We start from the raw sequence: 23265 nt of genomic DNA on the forward strand, positions 1-23265 counted from the left end.
CCTTCAACCGGAGAGAGCCAGCGGCGTTTGCACCCGTGTACCCTAGCCTTCCTTTGGATGATTTTGGAGGTACAGAGAGGGTTGAAACGCCCTTAGATTTAGTAACAGGGACGTCGGGGATTTCTCAGCCGTTACTAATGTCCTCGACGAGTTCCGAAATATGGTGACGGCGAGATTGTGCTTGAAGAGGTGTTAAAGGCGCCGTATTCGAGAGAATTGGAGTCAAATTAGAATCGACCCTAGCAGAACTGACCGACCCCAACTGATGAGTTGCGAGACTATGCTTCCAGCACGATACCCATTCTTGTCCAAATTGGTCGACTGAAAGCCTGAAAAGTGCATGACGGGTTTTCAATCTCCGTCACATCGCTGTCCGCCGAGAATAGTAATCTACCTGATATTTGTCTGTCTTCGTTAGAACTCGTTTCCGTTACCCTCCGTTCCACTTAGTTGGTCATACATCTCGTCTGGGAATGGGAGACTTCCCCAGATCGAGTAGGGGCACTGCTCCTGACCGATGCAGTACCGCTGCATATCGTCATTGTCGCAGTTCATCGGAAGTGGGGTGTCGCCTCCAATGGTGTTCGAGAACTCGTAGCGAATCTGGTAGTCGGTGACCTGTTCGTCGTACCAAGGCCATCGCGAGAAGACGTCCTTGAGGTCTGTGACAATCGTCTCGAGGTCGCTGTCCTGATACTGTGGAAGCCACATCACCATCCGGGCGAAGTTGTACAGGTCCTTTCGGACCGGCTTCTTCTCGTGGAGGCGCTCGGCCATATTGGCCATACAGGGTAGTTCGAACAGGTCTTCGATTGCCTCGACGTCGAGGGGCTGGACGCCACGCGAAGACTCCTGAATCCGATAATGGTTCGTACTTCCGTGCTCTCGAATGGTTAGACTCCGGTGGTCGCGCTGGGATGCGAGAAGGTTTCCGAGACTCCGAGGACTCGAGATGCGATTACACACGTCTCGCTTCCAGCCCGCTTCCGGATCGTACGCCTCCACTGCTTCAAACATCTCCTTCGCCGAGTGGAACTCCCCCAGTGAGACGACCTCGTCTGGAGCGTCTCGAATCGCGTCTCTGAGCACACGGATGGTCCGTTCACCAGGGTTCCAATCTCGCCAGATTCGTTCGTGGTGTCCCGTCTCGATGAAGCGGTCGATGTGCTCTGTGATGGCCGACTCATTCGTCGTTAGCCACGTCAGCTGGTCTTCAGAGAGGTTCTCCTCCTGGACCCGCAGGAGCTTCTTGAACGCACGTCTGGCGTACTCGCGATACTTTGTGTCGAAGTCACCGACGGGCACATAGAGACAGTTGTTCTCGACGTGAGTGAGCAGTTCCCCGGCTTCTCCGGTCTCAGTTTCGGCGTGAACAAGGCACTTCCTCGATGCTGCGGCCATCGGGATTTCGAGATACAACCCGTCACCGAACTCGGGCATCTCTTTGATCCCTGTACAAACGCGACCGGGGTGTGGTCCGTCCTCTCCGGGGTCTTTCGCGTACAGAACCTCTGCGATATCCTGTTGGAGACTCCCATCACCGAATTCTCGAAGAAGAGAGGCGAGATTGTTGACGTAGAGCTCACGAATATCGTAGAGGACCTGCACCGTTCGCGGTGGGGCGTGTTCGAACTTCGGGTGTGCCTTGACGCAGATAGCACTCAACGTCGCGAGGACAGCGAGTATTCCAGGTTTATCGACGAAGGGCTCCTCTGCGGTGTTGGCTCTGACGTCTTCTTTGAACGCCGCCGTCCCAAACCGTTCGAGGTCGGTCACTAGATCTCCTGGTTGCTCTTCGCCGTCGACGATGTAGCGATTGTAGCCCCGGGAGAACAGTTGGTTGATTCGCGTCGTACCATATTCGGGCGGAAGCGTCGCAACGCGATAGGCGGTCCGCTCGTCCTCGACAGGCGTCGACTGAGTCATTCTCTGAGCACCTCCGGTCTCGCAGACCGAACGTCGAAGTTCGGGCTCTCGATTGGCGTGACGATACGACAGACGTCAGTATGCAACGAGTAGGGGAGCCGAGCAACCCGGCGACGGTCGGCGGTAACTACTGGGTCGATGGGAACCTCGTAGGTGTCTTGCAGAAGGTCGTTCAGCACTTCCCGGCTCTTGGCGTCATATCGATGGGGAAGATCGGTATCGAGAAGGTAGACATGAACGCCCTGACCGCTGTAGACTACCATCGTCTCCTCGGCGTTGAAGTCGTCCTCGAAGATGCCCCGCACCTCGAAACCGTACTCGATGGCCTGATCGATATCCTCGAAAGCATACGGGTAGCCTGCCGGGTCTGCGTCGAGAATACCCGCGGAATCGAGCAGTTCCTCACTGTCTTCCGTAGTATCCTCATCCGATACTACCCGTGTTGCTCGCTCCCGAGCGATCGTTTTCGCGTCGATATCGATCAGGAGCACCCACGGTCGTTCCCAGTGATCGAGGGCGTAGTAGACCGCATTAGGACGCGGGTCTGGTTTGTCGAGTAGATCAGGATCGACGAGTGCGAAGTCGCTCCGCCCAAGTGGATCGTTCCGTGCTGGATGGCGGATGAATTCGAGGGCGTCGTCGAAGTCGTGGAACGCTGCCGTGGTTCGGTCACCTGAGACGTTCGTCTGCCACGTCTCTCGACGGATGAAGTCCTTGTCTGGGACTCCGTCTTTCCGTACCGGGTGTGGTTCTCGAAACGCGAGTGCGTACTGTTTCGGCCCCTTCGCGGTGATGAACGACGGAAGTTCGTCGACGTACGAGGGAAACTCCTCCGTGTAGTACCTGTAGATCTCCTCGCGGGTTGCGTGGCGCCAACTCATGAATTGAACTCCTCGTCAAGCTTGTTGAAGCTCCGAATCGTCGTCATCCCTTCTGCGTTTAGCGATTCAACGGCTTCTCGAATATCCGAGAACCGACGCGCGGCGCGCCCACCTACGCTATGCTCTATCCGGTCGGCTTCTGCAAGACAGTCCAACACCTCAACGGCTGTCTCGCGCCTGTTGAACGCCCAGACAGCGTTCGCATCCACCGCACTCTGCTTGTCATAGTCGTCCACCGGTGCGTGTTTGTTGTTACTCGGGAGTTCGGCTTCACCGACCCACACGAGTTCCCCGTCAGCGTCGAGACCGGCGACGTCGAACACCGTCTCCTCATCGTATTCGTAGTACGGCTTGACCTGTGCGACGTCGTCGCGGGAGTCTAACCACCGTTCGAGCAACTTCACACCGACCTTGTGCGGTGTCTTCTCACCGATGTCCCCCTGACCAGGACCGACCTTGAGCTTCTGACCGAGGAGTTCACGCCCTGCTGGGAGGACAGTATAGTATTTCCGACTGCAGGCTCGCCCTTCTTCCAGCAGATTTTCCTCGGCAAGTCGTTGTACGTCCAGATTCCCAAAATCGCTCTTGAACGCACTCATATAATTCAGGAGCGTGTGATGTGGTGCATCTCTGTTCATCACGTCGAGAACGCGGGTTAGGAACCGGGCGTCGTCGTGCGTGAGTCCGCGCCGCTGGAGTTCGTCATCTGGAACGGTTACACCACCTGCCTGTACTGGTGACGACTCATTATCTTCGACAGTTGTCTCCGCTTCTTCACTGACTGGTTCTTCCGGCTCAGTTGCCCCGGAATTTCCAAATAGCGAGGTGGTGTCCGCGTCTCTTTCTTTCTCCTCCTCAGCGGCCGCCGAACGACTGGTTGCCTGTCCGATGAACGACGACTGCGTCGAGTCCGTAGGGCTAGTCGAGTCTGCGGATGTCGAACCTTCGTCGTTCGGTCTACTTCCCCAGCCCTCGTCTTCGGCAGTCTCCGATTCGCTGGTAGTTTCTGCAAGCCCATATCGGGCCTGTGTTCGCTCCGAAAGCCGTGGGAGGGCCACGGTCTCGAAGTGGTCCTCCTGTTCGACAGAGAGTGGCTCGTCGCTCTCTGGATGGCCGGCTGCTATCGGGAGTGGCTTCACCGAGAGCGGGGCCGGACCTGTCTCCCCGAATGACGGACTCGGGAGTTGGGCGATCCACTCCCCGCTGGGGAGCGTGTTGATTCGATTTCGAAGGTCGGTCGGGCTCAAGTCTTCGTGGGCCAGTGACTCCGCGAGGTTGCGCTCGATGGAGATGTTCCCGATGAGTTTCGTCTTGATATTGTTGAGGACCTCGTCGTAGGCACGCTCGTTCCGATTTCGAACCTGCCCGGGGAACTGCATCACCAGTCCCATGCTCAGACCGAACGACCGCCCCTGTGGAAGCAGTTGCTCGGAAACGAGTTTCGTTGCTGCAACAGGAGCGGCCTCTTCGATGATGAGATTGGTAAGGTTCTCGTAGTCCGTATTCCCGTCACGTCGACGCACCTGCACCGCGTCCCAGAGGTTACTCAACAGGAGGAGTGTGATCGCTCGCTGTGCCTCCGGACGGAGGTCACCTAAGTCGAACAGGACCGTGACGTCTTCGTCGAGGAACTCACGGAAGTCGAATCTGTTATCGACGTATTCGCCGTTGTCGTCCCGTTCCGGAACGTGGCTGAAGATCCGTCGCAGGTGGGCGTCTTCTCTGAGTTTATCGAGGCGATTCCCGACAGCGTCCATCGACACTTGGAACTGGTGGTCGTCCTTCGCGAAGTGCCGCGTAAGCGACTCCTCGACGCTTCGGTTGTCCGCCGAAACCGGCGGCACTGTTCGTTCCCGCTGCATCTCGAGTGCGGCCGTGAAAAGGTCGTCCAACCCGAAGACATCGTTCCCGTACTCCTCGTCGAACAGCGCCTTGATGAGGTAGCTGAGAATCTCGTTGGCAACGAACGCTTGTCCGTACTGCTCGCGGCCCATGATCATCCGCATGATATCGTGGAAGTGGTCGACCTTGTCCTGAATCGCGTCCGCCCGATTTCGTCCAGCGTCGAGTGCTGGCCGAATGTCGAAAAAGGAAAACGCGGGAATCGTCTCGGGGACGCGGAACTGGTAGACATCGCCGAGCCCGTTGAAGCGCTCGTAATGACTCCGAAGGTAGTTGGCACACATCCCATCGCCCTTCGGGTCGACGATGACGACGGGACCACCGGTCGTCGCACGGAGGGACAGCGCATCGTTGATGATCGCTTTCGACTTCCCGCTTCCAGTTGAGGCGAACCGACCGTAGTGGGTCGTCAGGAGTTTCGGGGGAATCCGAATCGGACGCTGTTGCGGCGAACCGTTCTCATCGAGTGCATACCCGATGGCCATTCCCTTCCGGAACTGCTGGACTAAGTCGGGGTTGGGCCACGGAAGCGGATCACGACTCTGCTGTTCAGCACGCGTCCCTCGCGTTCCCTCGACTGTCAGTTGGTCCGACGATGGTACTAAAATGAAGTTCGCAAGCTCGGCCCCACAGAGAACTAACTCCGGCCGAGTCTTACCACGTCCAGTCGTCACCTCCCGCGAGAGGAGTCGCTTGAGCTCTGATCGCACATGCTGTTGTTTGTTCGATTGCCGGAAACCACGGTCTCGAAGCCGTGTCGCTTCGATCTCGTAGAACGGACCGTCGAGTGGGTCGAATACCGGCGCGAGTGACGACAGTCGGTCATCAAGGGCGTCGCGACCAGCCTCATTCGTTGGGACGCCAATTGCCCGGATATTCGTCGTGTACGAGCGCTTGGGATTGACCGCATCAATCGCATCAAGCCGCTTGACAACGATGTCGCTCAACTCGTCGCGGGTTCGCCGTTCATACTCCAGTTCGGGGTCAAGCAAGTCGCCAAGGATCTTCTGCGACAGCGTATCCCGGCCATCATTCAAGTCCTCTTTGCGGAGTTCCGCATCCGCTTGCCAGCTCTCCCGGCGCTGAAACACGACTTGGAACGCGAGCGGTTCGCGCGCATCGTTCAGATGATCGATCAGCGATGCGAGCACAGCTCCCGGTTCGTCGACTGCCGGCAGCGTGCTCTCGTCGGGCGTCGCCGTCAGCGGTGTCAACGACGACATCCAGTCCTGCTTCCGTACTGCCGACCCACACCACCGCACGCCCCGTGGTGAGACGGCGTCGACCGCAGGGCGGGCGAGAATCGTCCCATCTGCGGTCAGCATCGGTTTCTCAACCGACGTGGGTGGAATCTCGTCTGCTAGCGAATCAGTCGTTTCGAGTTCGACAACTGTCTCTCCAACCGACACCAGTCCGTCCGCCGTTCTGCCACCCATCTCGTCGGCAGCGCCCGTCGGTGAATCCCCAGACACGTGTACAGCGCTTTCGCCGCCGTCGGGCGTCGCATCCGCGTCGACGTCGACATCTGCAGCCGAATACTGCTCGTCGTCGGCGAACTCATACTGCAGGTCTCCCTGCTGGTAGCGTTCGACAAACTCCTCTTGAGACAATGCAACCGGATGAACCAGCTTCGACGCGACGTCCACCTCGACACGCTCGATGTCGAACGTCTTCGGATAGATCGACCGAAGCCGCTCTTCGAGTGTTCCGAGATAGTCGTCAGCACCATAGTAGAACTCAACCGGCGCATCTTGTCCCGTACTGAGTGCGAGGAACTCGAAGCACGGTGGTGTCGCGGATGTAAACGGGTTGAGTTTCGACCGCAGGCCCGAACTGTCAGGGGTCAGTTTGTGGAGACTCTCGAGCGTCTGCGGGATGCCACGTGCTGTGAGTTCCTCTGAAGTGGGCGTTACGCGGAGATACGCACGCTCACGCATCGTCGTTACCTCCTAGCCGGCCGTTGTCAACTGCTGTTGAATCAGTCTGCATGTCTTGTGACTCACCGTTTGCGTGCTGCGCTAACTCCGTCCGAAAGGTCTCAATATCCGTCGAGACTGCCGTCTCACCAGCCCCGGGTAGCGACGCCCGCCGCTGCTCGGTCGGGTCGAAGTCGATGACTTGCTTCTCCTTGGGCATCGCTTCGACTCTGATACCACGCCACTCGCCGTCGACGCCGACCAAGGCTTCTGAAAAGCTGGCGTCTTCATTTCCAGGAACCGCGTCCTGCACATACCGCATCTGGGCGTGGTTCAGTCCGAACTCGTCGGCCCACTCCGCGTCCATCCCATCCAGCCGATGGAACTGCTTGACTGCACACTGGTCGAGGATAGCCTCACTTTCAGCGTGCTCGAAGAACTCGTCGACCGTCTGGGTGACGAGTCGAATCGAGAGGTCGTGGTGGCGGTGGTGTCGGAACACCGTCTCGAGGAACGCCAGACTCGCGGCGTCCTGCATGATATACTGCGCTTCATCGATAACGAACACGACCTCCTTGTCCGTCTCTTTCGCCCGCTCGTAGACGAGCGAGATGAGTAACTGCATCGTCAGCGCCGTACTGCTGTCGACGCTGCCCTCCTGCTGGGCGAGATCGAGATAGATGACTTTCTCGTCGCGGATGTCGAACTCCGATTCTTTCCCGAGGTTTGCGTAGCGGCCTGCGTCCTCGAATGGCCGCAGTTGATCGATCAACCACGTTGCATCATCGCTAAGCTTCTCGGCTTCTGCGTCCGACCGAACGACGAACGACTCGGGATTATCGACCATTTCTTCGAAGACATCCAACATATCTCGAATCGTCGGGCTCGGGTTGCCGTGCGTCGTGATATCATCCGTAATGCCATGACGCTCGTAGGCCTGTCTGAGCCCGAGTTCGAGTGTTGTTCGGCGGTCGCCGAGTGAGATGCCACGGAGAGCGAAGAAATTCGTGAGGAAGCTCATCGCGTCGTCGAGTTTCTCGTTGAACGGACTCGCGTCTTCACCCATTGCCCGTTGGACGTGTTCGGGCGTTTGGCGGATTTCGAGCGGGTTTAGTCCGAGCGTCCCACCGACGGTAATTCGCTTGGCGTCGAGTGCTTCGGAGACGCCCGCCCAGTTGTTGAGCGGTTCGAGAATGATACCGATGCGGTCCTTGCTCTGTTCGATCGACCGGATGAAGTTCTCCTTCGCACCGAACGATTTGCCAGAGCCCGTGTCGCCGACAGTAAACATCGCATAGCCGTTATCGCGGGCGAACGGGTCGATGACGACCGGACTCTGATTGTCCTTGTGGATCCCGAATTCGACGCCCCCTTCTTCGAGAATCGTCGCGTTATGTGGTGACGCCAGAAGCGACCCGACAGCGCCACCGAGGGCAATCGACTCCCGACCAAAGATGTTGTCGCCGATTGGGGCGGCAGACTGGAGTGCGAGGTCCTGCCGGCAGATAGCCGTCTTCGGTGTGAGGTTCGCCGGTTCGTCACGGAGCGCGCTTTTGACTGCTCTGACGGCGTCCTGGAGCTCGTCCGTGTCGTCGGCACGGACGGTGACGAACAGGCCTTGGTCGAACACACTCGCCCCACTCTCGACGGCCTTGTACGTCGCCGCCGCTTCGTTGGCTCGCTCTTGGAGGTACTCGCTTCGGACGCTCTGTTCTAAATCCGCATCGACTTGCAAGTCGTCCGCGATATCCTGCAGTTCGTTTCGGGCACGCTGCTGGTTCTTCGGCGTGATGTGTGCTGTGAGGTCGAACTCGACGTCGGTCAACTCGAAGAGATCGCTCAGATAGCCGTCGTTCGGGTAGTCAGCGTAATCAGCGATGTACAGCGTCGACGTCCATTGGTCACCGACACGGGCGGCTCGCGTTTCCCATTCGATCGCTGCTGGGGCCGTCGCTGTCTTGTGTGACTCCGAGATGTCGTCGAGGAGTTGGCCCTCTGCGTCACCCGCTTCGAGGGTCTCTTCGTCGAGGACATCCGAAAAATCGACTTCCGGCTCGTCGTCGGGACGATATCGTTGCCAGAGAACTGTCCCGCCGACGCTGAAGAACACAATAACCCCCAGATAGAGCGCCGCACCCCCGGGTGACGTCGGCTGTTGGGCCCATTGAGTGAGTTGGGTGAGCACATCGCTGTTCGACTGTAACGGCAGATTACGCATCGAACGCCTCCTCCCGGCGTGATCGGCCGAGAATCGGCTGTTCGCGAACTACGTCTGCGTCGGTCTCGAAGTCGTGTTCCTCGCCGTTCCAGAAGTCCATGTTCAGGACGAACAGTTCGACGGTGCTGAGTCGGTGGGCAGACCAGCCGGATGCCTGCTGGATGAACTCAGAGCGGATGTCGGCAATCCGGTCGTCCAGCTTCTCGAACATCTGGGCGCGACGTTCCACGTCAGAAAGGTCCGCACGCCGCGTGACGAACGGGTTGAAAAGAATCCCAATCACGGGGAACTGCGTCAGCTTTTCAGCCGGCGTTCCTTCGTCGCGGTATCGGTCGTAGACTTCGAGTGGTGAGACTTCTACGCCGATGTAGTACCGAACTTGCTGAATACCGCGGTCACGCATCTCTTTGGGCCGTGTCTCTCGGTACTCTTCGAGGAGTTCCCGGAAGATCGGGTTTTGTGTGACGTCTTCGTCGTTGAGTCGCTCCTCGATCGTCTCGGTGATCTGCTCGACCGGGAATGAACGGGTTGTCGCGTGGAGTTTGAGCTTCGAATCGAGTTCTTTGTTGGCGAACTCGGCACCTGCATCCTGGAGTTGCGCCCAGTCGTCAGCCATCGCGAAGTCCATGTTCCCCGGGTCGATTTCGATGAACGCTTCCATCGCACCGTCAGTCCGCTGAATCGCGCCGGCTCCGGGCCACGCTCGCTCGATATTCGTGAGGTCTTGGGTTCGCTCGTCTGGCGTGAACGGCGTGTAGTTCGCGAGTCCGCCCTCGTTGCGTACGGTCTCGTTCGTCTGGCTATCTGGGTTCTCCGGTGCGCTCAACGTGATGCGGGGACGTTTGGCGTACCGATAGACGTCTTTCGTCCACGTCCACGCGTTCAGATGGTCGGGGGCGACGTAGACAATGGCCGCGCCAATCCCGAGGCCACTTGCGATACACGGCACGGCAAGTGATTCAACCCCAGTAAGGCCAGCGAGGAGCAACCCACAGATTGGGAGAGCGATGAGAACGCCGACGTCACCCTCTTCGATGTTGAGGTAGGGGATGCGACTCGCTTCGCCGAACTGGTCCATGATACGCCGGGCGGCTGTGTCTTGGTCTGTCGACATGGTTAGCGGGTGCGGGGTTCGTTTTCGGTCCGACGGTACGATGGCAGTCCGTCGCTGTCATCAGTTGAGTCACGCTGTGCGGCTGCTCGCTGGGCGAGTGCTTGGCCGGCGGCGGCTTTCGGTCCCCACCGGGCGGCGGTTGTCGCAACGCCAGCACCGCCGATGTACGCGCCGGCTGCGACGCCACCGATGAGTGCAGCGCCTCGCGTTGCACCACCGATCACCTTCGCGGTGAGCGGCGTCGCGTACGTGAACGTCTTCCAGGTCACATAGAGTGTGACGAGTGGGAGAGATACTGAGACCAGATAGCTGAGAAATGCTGAATCGGGTGTTAGTGACGCACCGACGTACAAGAGATCGTATCCTTTGAATATGATTGCAGCTGGAAGCGGGAGAACAACCAACGGGACGAAGCGTTTAGCAAATCCCATTGCGACATCTGAGACAACCGGGATGTTTCCATAGGCAAGAGCGAATGCAATCGGCATCCCATACAGATAGACGAAGAGTAGAATCCTCCGGATGTAGAACAACGCTTCCAAGGCCCACATAGAGACACCACCCAGAAACGCGAATAGCAGGCCCAAGCTCGGATTGGTGATGGAGCCTCCTAGAAAACGTAGCATCGCTTTGGATACTGAAGAGACATCCGGAAGTAGAGCGATGGTGAATCCATCAATGAGGAATAGTGAGAGGGTACTAATCCAGTACCAAGAGACAATCAAGACTGCACCAGCCCAGGCAGTCTTCTTGGTTTTTCGTGCTTCGTACGCACTACCGATATTGAATATTCGGATCGTATGACGACCCTGAACGCTCATTATGAGCAATAAGAGTGCAATAAGCGTTATTTCGCCACCAATGAGTCCATCGCGAATCGCTGGCCAAGGCGTATTGGTTGGGTCACCGAAGATGAACACACCATCGGTCTGAGGCGTCGGGGTTCCAAACATGCCCTCAGACAACGTTCGGTATCCAGACCGCAAACCGTCCATGAACGAAGAGATAATCCACTCAACGATGTCTTTGAACCCTTCTAGTACGACATCGATTAAGTCAACCATTGGTCAGGCCTCCGTGATAGTGACCTCACACTCACTCATACTGCTGGACCCAGAGTACGTCACATCGAACGATTTCGAGACCTGGTCTGCATCAACTCGGGTCTCAATGATGGTTCTAAATTGTCCAGAGTTCCCCTCAGAGGAACAACCCATGCCTGTCTCTGATTCTGAACCGAATGGGAATGAGTTACTGAACAGGTCAACTGTCTCTCCCGGCGCGACAACGACTTGTTCAGTTTCGTACATTCCGCTTCCACGAGGATCCGAAATAGGATTCGGAACGTCTTCAGCAAAGATCAATTCAACAACTGCGTCAGGACCAGTTCCACGATTCTCCACAGTGACTACTGCTTCACCGTTTTTGAGACGGTCTGTCTCAGTATCTCCATAGACCTCATCCCACGACTTGTCCGGAACATTACGAAATAGTCCAACGTCCTGAATCTCGATCTGGGGGCTAATCTCAAGAGTACCCTCAGCAACCGTCTCCTCACCATCTAACGCAACGACATTGTACTCGCCGGGATCGTAGGCAGTCCCGATTTCGAACGAGACTTGTCGTGCGCCGGCGGCAAGCCCACGTTTCCCGAACAGTTCCCCATTCGGTTGAATGAGGTTCACCTGCTCAACGGGCGCGTCAGCATCAACCTCAACAACAATGGCTTGCTCCTCGACAGCGATGTGTGAAAGCGGACCTGCACGCTCAGTCGCCGCCGACGTCTGGTCAGATGCCGTTGTTCCGGAGCCGCGACTACCATCGAGGCAGCCGGCAACGCTGGCGAGGGCGGCCCCACCAAGTGTTCGAAGGACGGTACGTCGATCAAGCGGTGAATCGGTTGGAATCATTGGTTTCGGTAGTAGCTATCTGTCGGGCCAAACATGCGGAGGAGTCGGCGACCGGCGTAGAACGTCACGACGAACGGGATCGCCTGCCAGCCGACTTCGAACACGAACGCAACCCAACCCTCGAGAGTCCCGAGTGGATGCCAGCGAACGGAGGCCGTATCGCCCACATATGCTGGGTCGTGGCCGAGCCACGTGCCGGGGTGGTAGCGGGCGGTGTAGATCCCCGGCTCGTCGAGCGTGACGATCGCGATGCCACTCTCGTTGGTCTCAACGCGCTGGTCACCCACTGTGATGTACCCGCTGTGTGCCGACCCGCCGATCGGGTACTGTCGGTCGCTTCCATTCGACGCGATTGGCGAACCGGTTTGATTATCGCGTAATTTGACTCGGAGCGTCGCGTTCGACGTCGTCTGCGAAACGAGCTCAGCAGAGAGGTTACTCTCGCGAAGTTGTCGTGCCGACCCGACTTGAGGGTCGACAATCGTGGCATTCACGCCGCGAACAATCCCCCCTACCCGAAGTGCCTCCCGATCGACGGCCCCCGCACGGACCGCCAGTCCGTAGGTCGGCGTGTACGACTCGTTGACGACCTCGACGGTTACGTTCTCGCCGATCGTCCGGCGAGGTGACGCCCGGTCAGTTCCCCACGTATCGATGATATCCGGCCCATCGCGAACCGGCTCTGCCCGCGGCCCGATCTGTGACGGATAGGCGTGTACTCGGACGGGAATCGCATCCGACTGTGCCGTGGTCGTCGACGCGCCGGTCGACGTAACGAGTGTGTCCCAGTTCGTGTTCCGAGCGGTGTAGAACCGCCAGACACCACGAACGCGTGAGGTTCCTTCATTGGTGAACGTATACCCCTGCCACGGGCGGGATTGGAAAACTGCGACGCCAGTATCGCCGTTCGGATACTGTGCGTAGTAGGGGTACGCCGCGAGGTCGTAAATCTCGGTGTCGAGTGTGTCCGAGACGGTTCGTGTCTCCGTCCGATAGTTGACTGTCGTCTCAGACTGGCAACCAACCGTTGTCTCGATGGTCTTCTTGAGGCGAACGGAGATGGTCGCTTCGAGCGTGAGATTCGCACCCCACGAGTGGGTGGTGTGATACTGCAGCGTTGGCGTGTGAGTGCCGCTTGCAGTTGCGACTGGAATGCCGTCGATTTTCAGACGGATGTTCTCAATCTCGTGGGAGACGAGTGCCCAGTCGGTAGTCCGATTACCCGTTTCGGTCCCAGTTGGAACGCGAACACGATAATCGACGAGGCCACGAACCGTCCCGTTGGGAGCGATATAGAGCGGTGTCTCACCTGCGTCGAGATGCCCGCGCGTCGATGGCGTGACCGCGAAAATCGTCGCGTGCGCATCGTCGATGAACGTCCCATCTTCGAGTGATGCGTGGGGTGGGTAGGTCGACGTCTCGGGTCCGCCGGCGTCGAGATCAGCGAAGTCGTTACGCGTCCACGTCGCGGCCGTGTCCGGCGGGCGCGTGAACGTGATGTCAGTCCCGTTAGCGAGTTGGTGGAGTGCCGTTCGATCGTCGCCGTACTACTGCTGGTAGGCCTGTTGGCTGACGTAGCGGTCGCTATCGCGAGACCAGAGCGTCGCCGACTCGTTTTCCGTGAGGCCGTTTATTTCAGTCCCTGGTCTCGGGGGCTGTGCCGTGGCGAGGCCGATAATGGAACTCGACACGAGCAAAGCGGCTACCAGTACGGAGGGCACTCGATGCTCCATGGGAGGGTAAAGGTGGATTGGTGGGGCGCTTACCAGGGAGTGAGGTTCACGCAGTCGCCGAGTGGGAGGCCCATAATCGACGCCACGACGGTATACAGCGGGCCGAGCACCGCCAAGATGAGGGCGGATTTGAGTGCCGCACGCTTGTGGACTTTGAGTCGCTTTTTCTGTTCGGGGCTGGCGGTGAAGATCTCAGCGAGGGAGTCGGCCTGCCAGATGACTGCTAACCCAATGAAGCCGAGCGTCGTCGTAATCTGGAAGAAGCCCTCAACCATCCCCGGCAATTTCTCAGCGCTGCAGACCACGCTGTCTTGTGCGGCAACTGGCTGGACGGCAACGAGCGCGAACAGGATGCCGCCGATAGCGGTGTGTCGAAGGATGGATCGGGAGGGCCGTTGCTGACCGGCGGACTGAGCGTCAGTAGGGGAGTGTGAGTCAGACATAAGGTCACTCGGTGTGGTCGTACACGAGCGCTTGGAGGTCGGCGTAGCGACTCGTCATGGTTGCAATCTCATCGATCGAGTAGCCCAATTCACGCGCTTCGCTGAGTTGTGCGCGGAGTTCGTGCGGCTCAACGTCGCGAAGTTGCATCTCGTCGCGGAGGGCTTGCCGATAGAGGGCCGATGCGTTGAGATGGTCGTTCCACCTGAGGAACAACTCATCGATGTCTTCGACGGTGACTGAGCGGGAGATCATGGGTTCGGTATCGTTCCACACCGATTGTCTTGCGGTGCGTACATGTCAATCAGACTGATGGAATAGTATATATTTACTGGCCGATATGAAGTGTGGTAGCATGCCAAACGAGGTACTATATTATCTGGCTGAATTAGAACACCGACAACCCACCTACCTAACGATGCAGAGGGATGTCACTCGACATATTGTGTCTGTCGAGCAGCAGCGCTATCTGTGAACTCTGAAGTCACCTGAGCAACTGCACGCTCGATATCACTATCCATCAGCGAGACGATGGCCCACGGCGAAACAAACGACTCACGGTCTAGCGTTCCGGTCTCGTATGCGCCAGCAAGCGGAAGACTGTCCGAGTACTCCTTCGTCGAAATCCCGAGTGCAATATACTGGTTGCCGGCAAATGGATGACTCGAGTCGCTGAGGATAAGATACGGACGTCGAGGAGTATGCCCGAACGGATCTGCGGCGACGACAATTACCCCACGCTCATACATCAGATCTACTCCGTACCCGAGTCTGCATCTTCATACTCATCGAGATCAGGGAGATTTGCATCCCAGTCCGGATTCTCGTCGTAGTAGTCGCCTGCAAACTGCTCGCTCACGGCGGCCAAGCCAATCAAGCTCGCAGTATGTGCATCGTAGGCGTCGGGATTGATCGCCCAATACTCGCCCTTATGACGCACAAACCCCTGATTATGGAGTCGGCTAAGTGTCGTCCCAACACTTCCACGTGGGATGTCGAGTGCCTCAGCTATCTCACCTGCTCGATACCCTGTTTCTGGAGTCGCTGCGAGGAAGCGAAGAATGGTCCGTCCATTCGTATTCGGTCCAGGAAGGTCCGATGGCTGGTAGTTTTCGAAGTCGACGGGCATATGTAACAGTATGTAACGGAGAGTAATAGGCTTGCCGGAGTAGTCGGTCCAGAGTACTCTTCTGAGGTAAGACCGACGGAGCATCCGACAAATTACGATCGAAAACACACCTATCCACCAGTTTCGAGGGGCGTTACAAACAGAGAAGAACAGGGGTTCAGAATTGCTATTAACCAACAAAAATTATTGATTAGCGTCTCTTGTTGGTTAACACGAGGCAGCAGCCGATGTCTGACGAACCACCGACACCACCGACGAATCTCCCCAGAGAAGTCGTCAACGCCCTGAATAAATCATTACCGAACTGTCTTCGAAACGTTGCCCGCTATGCCGAGGAGTTGGCCGAACACAAGGAGCGTGAGGCTCGTCTTGAAGACGAGTCACCGGAAGGGGAACTCGAAAAACGGCCCGACGATCTTCCAGACGATGTCCCCACGAAGGCGACGATTACGATCAAGGAGATCAACGACAATCGCTACTACTACTGGCAGTGGCGAGAAGGTGACAAAATCAAGTCCAAATATAAAGGCCCAGTCAACGACAACTGAGTTGGTCTCGTTAAGTCTCCTCATTGGGGTGATTTAGTACTATGACTTTGAAATACAGGTGTATACTATAGTTATGAGTTATAGTTGTAGTCTAGATGCTTCTGCTGAGCTATTCTGTTGATGCCTCTAATCTGGCCGATTGACGTGTGCTGCTGGTGAGTGCGCCTATTCTTGACGCCGATCTCGCACGACCACCCACTTGATAATCTTCTCCAGAGCCTCATTTGAGCATGGAACTGTGAGTGTCTATAGGATAGTGAGTAACTATCGCTGAAGAGTATAGGTGGGAAATACAACTATGTCTGCAACTGCTCTTGTCTATGATCGCCATTCAGGGTGGCATTGATTGTATAATAAGTATAGCTAGATAGTATAGACATAAGCTATAGCTATATCAGAAGTGGTGTCTGGCCTACCCACTCGTTAACCCCAGTCAAGAATCACGGGGGATATAGTCAGGCTAGTGTATAGGTGACCAGCGAATCCCTACTGTTAGGATTCTTAACGCCGAAATTTCCGATTTAGTCCACGGGGTATGGTTCGGATCATCAATGATCAGCAGAACCAGAAGGTATAGTCATATACTATAGCTATACAGTATAGTCAGATGATATCGCTACAATGTCTGACCTAGATTTATATTCATGTCTACTGAATACTCTCGTAATGCTCACTTACGCCCCCGTCTCAGAGGCTGGCGGCGTCGGTAAAACGACGACTGCCGCGACGCTTGCAGCGAGTCATGCACGCGCAGGACATGATGTCCTCGTAATCGATATGGATACACAAAACGGGAGCCTCACGTACTTCTTCGGCCCTGACTACGATCGCGGTGACCCAGAAGTCGACAACCTCGTCCGACATCTCGTCGGCCGTCCGAAAGGTGATCTTCACGATCTCACCATCGAAGTCGAGAGTGGGATCGACCTCATTCCCTCGCACAACATGCTCGAGGACCTCCATGAGTTCCTCCTCAACGAGAAACAGCAGGCCGAGAACTTCGGAGAGTCTTACAGTATGTACCACCAGCTGCATCGTGTCCTCCGTGAAGCGAACGTCCGAGATGAATACGATGTAATCATCGTCGACTCTGCTGGTAAGGCTGGTCCCATCCTCTACAACGCTCTAGTTGCTGTCAGAAACGTCGTGATACCGTTTGAGGCGACTGCAAAAGGACAAAAGTCGATTGAAGGGCTCGACGACCTCGTCGACGGACTGGAACAGAGCATCGACGTCGATGTAGGTGTTCTGTCAGTCCTCCCTATCGGATACAAAGACACACGTGACCAGCGGGAGATCCTCGAAGAACTTCGTGAAAGTGGCTTCCCTGTCCCGGTCGTAATCGGGGAACGTGGCTCTCTGATGGAAGGGTGTTGGAAACAGCAGTGTAGCCCATACAGATACGTGGAGGAACATCGCGACCGAAAGCGTGACTACGAACTTAAGACACTCAACCAATTCGATGAACTCGCCCGATATCTCGAGAAACAAGCTGAGCTTGAAGCTCCCGAGGTGACTGCGTAATGGGACTCAAATCTGGCTCACGAGATGCTGGTCTCGACGATTCTGAAGATGTTGAGCAACCTGAAGAACAAGGGATCAACGAAACAGTAGACGACACCACAACTGAACCCCTGTCTATCGAACCCGAAGAGACCGAGACGGAGTCAAAAGATAAGTTAGACCACAAATCCGAATCTCAGCGGCCGACGATGGATTCACTCCCGTACAAGCTCCGCCGTGATAAGGTGAATGAGGGTCGCGAGCAGGTTCCGTACTTCCTTCGTGAAGAGGTAATTGATGGCGAGGACGAGCTTCAGGATACACTCGAAGAGTTACTGGATGAGAAGGTATACAAATCAGACTACCGAGAGGCTGCGATGGTTGTTGCCCAGCGGAACCCCGAGCTAATCGCAGAAGTCCTTCGTGAGTGGGGATACGACCTGAGATGACTTGTTGAGACGTAGTATATCGCGATTTAGTAAACGGCCTTGGGTGGACACCATGTTGGTGCTTGGCCAAACATCTTTGCTGTGACACCACGTGGCTACTACTGGAGACAATTTGTGTCACACACGTCTCCACAACTCCCCCATGACGACTGATTCAACGATACTTGGTCGGTGTCCTGACTGTGGTGACGAACTTGCGCCGCATCAATTGCTGATTGAATTTGAAGAAGCAGATGGTACAACTGGCGTGTTCGCGGAGTGCTACTCGTGTGATGACGTTGTTCGACCGGAGTGAGCCCTAGTTTCTTTGTTGTATATCTGTACGCAGGAAGCGACTTTTACACATCGATGATGGGGGGTGCGGTATGTGCAGGAGAGTGCCAGTCGAGGGACTCACGACACAGAAAAAGATCTCCTTGTATGCTACTGCTGCCATCGCACATTACGCGAAGCGCTCAGGAAGTTCCGTTCCGAGCCCCGTCGGATTCAAAGTGTATCAGTGGGTAACGGATGAACTCGACGCGGATCAGATGACTCGGGAAACGTACGTCAAGTACGTCAAAGAGCTTTCCACGTATGGATTGATTTCGACGTCAAGGAAGAGTCGAGGTCGCGGTGGCGGGATGTACATGGAGTTCACCTTCACGGGCGACCCCACAGGAATCATGAAACGGATCACGGAGGATACTCGTTTGGAGAGTATTGCCGAGCAAGAGGAACTTCTCCGAACGGTGGTCAATGCACAACTGAAGGACTTCTATTAGGCAAGGAGGACGCTTTTCGTGGAAGACGAGTGTAGACACACCCCCGTCGTCGATGTGTAAGATCTCAACCCCTCCCCCCGTCATCGAAGTGTAACTGATATCGACAGAGTGACTGGTTATACGAAACCGATCAAGGCTGTTCAGTATTACTGAACGAGGAGTTCAAATCGCCAATACTGCAGGCATTCTTGTCTGATTTTGAAGGTCGCTCGCCCAAACGAGGAAGGAAGGCTTTGACGAGTTATCTCGAGTCAATAACGCAACCCCCTCCCCCCGCCATCGATGTGTAAATCACCGATAGACGATGGGTAGAGATGACAAAGCGAACGGACTCAATCAAGAAGAAAACGTCTAACACTGGTGATACCAAAGTAAAGAGGGATCAAAACAACGATCATTCAAACCGGGAGATCTTGTTTGGTCAGCTAGAGTGTCACTCATCCGATAATTAGTTTAGCTCCACTACGGATATGGTTAACTTGGTGAATACATAAAACTTCGTCAGACAATAGTCATGAGTTCTAGGTTATTTCTGGACCGTTACAGCCTCTCGCGCGGATATACGGCTGTTACGTTCGGTTTACCCTCATTCCGTCTCTTCCCCCCACTCCCTTCTCACAGTTTTACACATCGATGACGGGGGGGGAGGGTTTTCAATCTCGACCTCGATGAACACGTCAGTCGTCACGTTGAATGAATCGGCTCGCAAATTGTCATACTACTTCCTGCAACGAGGTTGTCCGTCCAAAGTACGACCTAACGCTACTTGGTTTCAACCCCAGATGTCTCATTTTCGATGTACTTGTAATAAAGCACTACACCTGATATGAGACATCGACAACTATGTTAACCAACAACTGGGTGTATCTAGCCGGTCTGTTGGTTAATACAGCCTCCCGGATCATGTAGACGGAATAATCCGTGCGAGCAAGATTTATTCCTGTTACTCACGTAGTGTGAGTATGGATGAACCACGCTCTGAACTCCAGGCTGATGCCGAGGAGCGAACTAACTCTCCGGATTTCGATGCGCTAACCTCACCGGAGGAGCTTGTTCGTGGGGAGCGGACGCGAGACGACTTCTTTGACGCTGTGCTTGGGCTCAACAGCGACCGCCAGCGAAGTTGCAGACCTCGCAGGCCACGGCGTCGACGCCGCGAGAGAGTACCTTGAGTGGTTCGAACAGATGGGTATCGTGAAGCAGGTTACCGAGTCGCCGGCCACGTATGTACGCAACCAATCATACTTGAACTGGCGACGGGTCCAAGCGCTCCAAGATGAATACTCAACGGCGGAGCTCCTTGACTTCTTGAAAGACGAAGCAGCACGGGCAGAGGAGTTGTCCGAGGAGTTCGATGTCGCGTTGCCGGAAGCGGTCTCTCTCTCAAAGCACGCATCGGCTACTGAACAATCGATAGAAGCTGTTTGGGAGGCTGTTTCTGCGTGGAAGACGGCTCGCCACCGGGTTGTTCTGCTTGAGCGGGCATTAGCAACCGAGTCGGGTGACGCTGCTGATCAGCGAACGGCGGTATGACAGGGTGGGATGAGAGTAGTGGGTCCCATTCAGTTTCCGGTGCCCCAGTTGATTTTGACCGCTTGGACGTCATCCGAAACCGATTTGCTACCGACGAGCGGTTCGATCAGATAGTCGACCGACCTGAATTCGCCCCTGAGCGGCTGGTCTGCGTGTACGATACACGGTTCTACCCATCGAGTGTTCAAAATGCTCGAGTAGAGATTGTCTGGTTCGAGAACGGGGACTTCTCGCCCCATTACCACGAGGATCACATTGAGAGAACGTTCGATCATCGATGGGACCGCCACCCGTCGGAGCACAACGCTCGCGACCATATCCATCCCGGTCCAGATGCACCGACCCCTGGTGATGATTCATCACATCCTAGCGATTGGCGCGATGTCCTCTCAATGGCTCTTGTCGAGATTGAAGCCAGGCAGCGTGCATTCTGGGAAGGCTGATTGAAACCTCACGTTTGCCGTACAAACGAGTAGATTGCCTTGATAGCCTCGCTTAGCTGGAAAAGTGCTAGTACAACGGGATTGTTGTAACAACCGGGACCCACATTTGGACATTAGTCCGTACTAGACGATGTTTCAGGATTGATTTTGCTCTTTGAATTTAAGGGACAGGGCTTGTCGAACGGGGTCTAAGAGAACGATCTAATTGCTCGTTATCCTCAAAAAACACAGACGAATACCGGTCAGGATGGCCACTATACTGCAGTCACCCCATTATGTTATTACTTTGACTGACTCTCGTCTAGGCTGATGAAAGCATTTGAAGTGCCTTTGCGCCTCCTGTACGAGAGAACCAATGGTTCTCAGACTCTGACGCCGGGTGATTTGGCACTTGCACATCATATACTGACACCGTTATCTAAAGACCAATTATTGAGTGAGGTTGATGTTGATAATCCACTTGAGGTTATCAGAGATAATCCCGCTGAACAGCCACAATTCTACTTGGGTCAACTATGCGGCTACGATGAAAATGAGTCTCCTTCGGTAGATACACCATCGGCACAACTACCACTCAATTGTGATGTTGCGTTTACTCAGGCTGTAGACGGACGGTTGGGACAAGCACGTGAATTGCTAGAATACCTGATTCAGCGAGACGCAGAGGTAGATTCTCTCGACACTGCACTAATTGAGCGATACGAACAAAGACAAAGCGAGTTCACGCCTGAAGAACGTGACATCACAGTCCGTGCAGCCTCTGGAACCACTGCTGAGGAGGACGCATTGGCTGGGAGGTTGCTCAGATGGTTAGAGACGCAAGAGAATGGCTTTGTGTTCGCTCAACAGGAGGTTCCAGTTGGAATACAGCGATCTGCGGCGACTTTAGATAGGGAGATTATTACCGATCGAACGGTTTCGGAAGTACTCAAGCCAAGCGGACGCAGAAAACTTCCGAAGGGGTTCTGGACGGAAGCAGAAATCACACAGAGTTTCGGCTCTGGGACTTCCTCTGGTGCTGCTCAGGTCGACCTTGTTATCGCTGGGCCAAAAACAGTCTATGTAACCGAGTTAAAGACCGGGAGTCAACCTATTCGGTCTGTTTCTGATGTCTACCAGCACCTCGGCCAATCTCTATTTTACGCGGACTGTTTTATTGAGGACTACCCATCAATCGCAACTGAACAAAGAGTAATCCCTGTATTAGCCGTCGGGAGTATTAGAATTGAATACGAGATGATGAAGGCAAGCTTCGAAAAACACGGTGTTGCGCTGTTAGACGTCTCCAAAGAGAAGTGGATCGTACATCCCCACGACGTTGTGTGAGGATCAATTCCGATGGCAAGGTCTTTGCCAGTGACGGCATCTGTGCGAAAATATTTCTGATTTGCACCGGAGCCTTGGACATGGATTCTAATCGGGCCGGTGGTGTGTTGCTGGGACTCGCGTGTGGGGACGCACTGGGTCGGCCAGTCGAGTTCACGTCTGCAGAGGCGATTGCTGCTGAGCACGGACGCCTGACCGACATGGTTGGGTACGGAACTTGGAACCAACCAGCCGGGACAATTACTGATGACACTGAGCAGGCCTTGTGTATCGCACGAAGTCTTGCAGAACATGGCGGGTTCTCTCCAGGAGACATCGCTGACCGATTTGTAGCGTGGTACGATAGCGAACCATTTGACATTGGACGGATGACACTCCGGGCACTAAGCCGACTCAAACACGGTGCAGCATGGGACGAGGCCGGGCAAGCAGTCTGGGAGTTGAGCCCGGAAGGGCAAAACGCTGGGAACGGCAGCGTGATGCGATGTCCACCACTAGCAATTCGGTATGCGGCTGATTGGGACACTCTCGTAGATGTGAGCCGACAATCCTCCCAAATCACACACGCTGATCCCCGATGTACGTGGGGATGTGCCGTGTTGAACCTCACAATCGCTGGCCTTCTTGAAGACGCTGAGACACCGCTACGTGACGCACTTGACTTCGTTGGTAGTGATGCTCCTGTGGCGCTTACTGATGCGCTCGAACCGATTGCTTGTGGAGAGTCTCCGGACGCATTGAAAACCCCTGGATACGTCGTGTCTTCGCTGCAGACTGCACTTCACGACGCACTTGGTGCAGCGACGCTTGAGGACGCGATTGTAACCGCGGTCAACCGCGGTGGTGACGCGGATACGATTGGTGCCATCGCTGGGGCAGTCGCAGGTGCTCGATTTGGTCAGTCACAGCTTCCTCGACCATGGACGGCGGCCGTTGATGAGACGGCAGAACTCACAGCTCTCGTAAATCAGTTGCTCAACTACGACTGAGAGAAGTTACACTCAGCAGGGGCTGCAGGAGCATAGTTAGAGTAGAACGCTAGCAAGTTACAAATTCACTTTAATGGGTATCCCGATCTAGTGGTTGCGATCGAGTCAATCGGTGCCGTCGAGTCGGAGATCTTTGAGGTTCAACCCCGTTCTGGGTTTCTACCGCATCGCGACTGACGAGTCGACAGACTGCACACCGCGGCAGTAATGTTTCAATCCCGTTCTGGGTTTCTACCGCATCGCGACGCGGCCGCGCCCATCGCGAGCAGGCCGCTCGACGAGTGTTTCAATCCCGTTCTGGGTTTCTACCGCATCGCGACCGTCCTCGGCCTGTTGCATGGCAATAACGTTGTCGTGTTTCAATCCCGTTCTGGGTTTCTACCGCATCGCGACAGCCCGGACGCGGTCGTGCCGTCACCGTCTGCACCGTGTTTCAATCCCGTTCTGGGTTTCTACCGCATCGCGACACCTCGGTCGGCAGGCGATGAAAGCCGACTGGGAGTTTCAATCCCGTTCTGGGTTTCTACCGCATCGCGACAG

At 55.6% G+C, this 23265-nt stretch carries 18 protein-coding genes, 3 pseudogenes and 1 CRISPR repeat array (1 of these 22 running past the window's edge); of the genes and pseudogenes, 9 read left to right on the forward strand and 12 right to left on the reverse strand.

The genetic code is table 11. From position 1 onward, the window contains the following. Positions 1-414: 414 nt before the first annotated feature. The 12 genes and pseudogenes from ACFQI8_RS18835 to ACFQI8_RS18890 all read right to left on the reverse strand — a co-directional run bounded on the left by ACFQI8_RS18835 (position 415) and on the right by ACFQI8_RS18890 (position 15170). Complete coding sequence (locus ACFQI8_RS18835) at positions 415-1926, reverse strand: primase-associated protein (protein WP_390247544.1); 1512 nt, start codon at positions 1924-1926, stop codon at positions 415-417. Further along, a complete protein-coding gene (locus tag ACFQI8_RS18840; RefSeq protein WP_390247546.1) occupies positions 1923-2807 on the reverse strand; it encodes a bifunctional DNA primase/polymerase in 885 nt (294 codons plus the stop codon). Before ACFQI8_RS18840 ends, ACFQI8_RS18835 begins: the two co-directional genes overlap by 4 nt. Then, positions 2804-6646 carry an ATP-binding protein gene (locus ACFQI8_RS18845; protein ID WP_390247548.1) on the reverse strand — a complete coding sequence of 1281 codons (3843 nt, stop codon included), beginning with the start codon at positions 6644-6646 and terminating at the stop codon, positions 2804-2806. The genes ACFQI8_RS18840 and ACFQI8_RS18845 overlap by 4 nt, the downstream gene beginning before the upstream one ends. After that, positions 6639-8843: a VirB4 family type IV secretion system protein gene (locus tag ACFQI8_RS18850; protein WP_390247550.1), complete on the reverse strand. Its 2205-nt coding sequence runs from the start codon at positions 8841-8843 to the stop codon at positions 6639-6641. The genes ACFQI8_RS18845 and ACFQI8_RS18850 overlap by 8 nt, the downstream gene beginning before the upstream one ends. Continuing rightward, positions 8836-9957 carry a hypothetical protein gene (locus ACFQI8_RS18855; RefSeq protein ID WP_390247552.1) on the reverse strand — a complete coding sequence of 374 codons (1122 nt, stop codon included), beginning with the start codon at positions 9955-9957 and terminating at the stop codon, positions 8836-8838. The genes ACFQI8_RS18850 and ACFQI8_RS18855 overlap by 8 nt, the downstream gene beginning before the upstream one ends. Positions 9958-9959: 2 nt before the next feature. Continuing rightward, on the reverse strand, positions 9960-11021 hold the full coding sequence (locus ACFQI8_RS18860; protein ID WP_390247554.1) for a hypothetical protein: 1062 nt from the start codon (positions 11019-11021) through the stop codon (positions 9960-9962). 3 nt (positions 11022-11024) lie between these two features. After that, the gene (locus ACFQI8_RS18865; RefSeq protein ID WP_390247556.1) at positions 11025-11867 is read right to left on the reverse strand and encodes a hypothetical protein; all 843 of its coding nucleotides are present in this window, start codon (positions 11865-11867) and stop codon (positions 11025-11027) included. Continuing rightward, positions 11864-13600 (reverse strand): annotated as a pseudogene (locus ACFQI8_RS18870) (DUF8186 domain-containing protein). Before ACFQI8_RS18870 ends, ACFQI8_RS18865 begins: the two are co-directional and overlap by 4 nt. 29 nt (positions 13601-13629) lie before the next feature. After that, positions 13630-14043, reverse strand: coding sequence for a hypothetical protein (locus ACFQI8_RS18875; RefSeq protein ID WP_390247558.1), 414 nt, complete (start codon positions 14041-14043; stop codon positions 13630-13632). Positions 14044-14047: 4 nt separating this feature from the next. Further along, positions 14048-14296: a hypothetical protein gene (locus ACFQI8_RS18880; protein ID WP_390247560.1), complete on the reverse strand. Its 249-nt coding sequence runs from the start codon at positions 14294-14296 to the stop codon at positions 14048-14050. A 176-nt stretch (positions 14297-14472) separates the two neighbouring features. Continuing rightward, positions 14473-14790 (reverse strand): hypothetical protein, encoded by a 318-nt coding sequence (locus ACFQI8_RS18885; RefSeq protein ID WP_390247562.1) that lies wholly within the window; start codon positions 14788-14790, stop codon positions 14473-14475. A 5-nt stretch (positions 14791-14795) separates the two neighbouring features. After that, positions 14796-15170 (reverse strand): helix-turn-helix domain-containing protein, encoded by a 375-nt coding sequence (locus tag ACFQI8_RS18890; RefSeq protein WP_390247564.1) that lies wholly within the window; start codon positions 15168-15170, stop codon positions 14796-14798. Between the two features lie 227 nt (positions 15171-15397). On the opposite strand from ACFQI8_RS18890, the gene ACFQI8_RS18895 reads away from it, so the two are divergent. The 9 genes and pseudogenes from ACFQI8_RS18895 (at position 15398) to ACFQI8_RS18930 (ending at position 22725) form a co-directional block, all read left to right on the forward strand. Beyond that, the gene (locus tag ACFQI8_RS18895) at positions 15398-15718 is read left to right on the forward strand and encodes a DUF6788 family protein (protein WP_390247566.1); all 321 of its coding nucleotides are present in this window, start codon (positions 15398-15400) and stop codon (positions 15716-15718) included. A 666-nt stretch (positions 15719-16384) separates the two neighbouring features. Then, entirely contained in the window at positions 16385-17242 is an 858-nt protein-coding gene (locus tag ACFQI8_RS18900) for a ParA family protein (protein ID WP_390247568.1), read from the forward strand. Beyond that, positions 17242-17670, forward strand: coding sequence for a DUF7970 domain-containing protein (locus ACFQI8_RS18905; protein ID WP_390247570.1), 429 nt, complete (start codon positions 17242-17244; stop codon positions 17668-17670). The genes ACFQI8_RS18900 and ACFQI8_RS18905 overlap by 1 nt, the downstream gene beginning before the upstream one ends. Positions 17671-17812: 142 nt before the next feature. Beyond that, positions 17813-17965, forward strand: coding sequence for a DUF7837 family putative zinc-binding protein (locus ACFQI8_RS19565; RefSeq protein WP_439650168.1), 153 nt, complete (start codon positions 17813-17815; stop codon positions 17963-17965). Between the two features lie 88 nt (positions 17966-18053). Beyond that, a pseudogene (locus ACFQI8_RS18910) lies at positions 18054-18434 on the forward strand (cell division control protein Cdc6); the annotation flags it as partial. Positions 18435-19396: 962 nt separating this feature from the next. After that, positions 19397-19967, forward strand: a pseudogene (locus tag ACFQI8_RS18915) (DUF7342 family protein). Continuing rightward, entirely contained in the window at positions 19964-20410 is a 447-nt protein-coding gene (locus ACFQI8_RS18920; RefSeq protein WP_390247572.1) for a toxin-antitoxin system TumE family protein, read from the forward strand. The pseudogene ACFQI8_RS18915 and the gene ACFQI8_RS18920 overlap by 4 nt, the downstream one beginning before the upstream one ends. 309 nt (positions 20411-20719) lie before the next feature. Then, positions 20720-21736, forward strand: a complete 1017-nt coding sequence (locus ACFQI8_RS18925; protein WP_390247574.1) for a PD-(D/E)XK nuclease family protein — start codon at positions 20720-20722, stop codon at positions 21734-21736. An 80-nt stretch (positions 21737-21816) separates the two neighbouring features. Then, positions 21817-22725 carry an ADP-ribosylglycohydrolase family protein gene (locus ACFQI8_RS18930; protein ID WP_390247623.1) on the forward strand — a complete coding sequence of 303 codons (909 nt, stop codon included), beginning with the start codon at positions 21817-21819 and terminating at the stop codon, positions 22723-22725. A gap of 137 nt (positions 22726-22862) precedes the next feature. Next, positions 22863-23265: direct repeats of the CRISPR family, unit length 37 nt; unit sequence GTTTCAATCCCGTTCTGGGTTTCTACCGCATCGCGAC; it runs 1747 nt beyond the window's last position.

The organism is Haloferax chudinovii, assembly GCF_042663345.1.
Classification (GTDB): Archaea; Halobacteriota; Halobacteria; order Halobacteriales; family Haloferacaceae; genus Haloferax; species Haloferax chudinovii.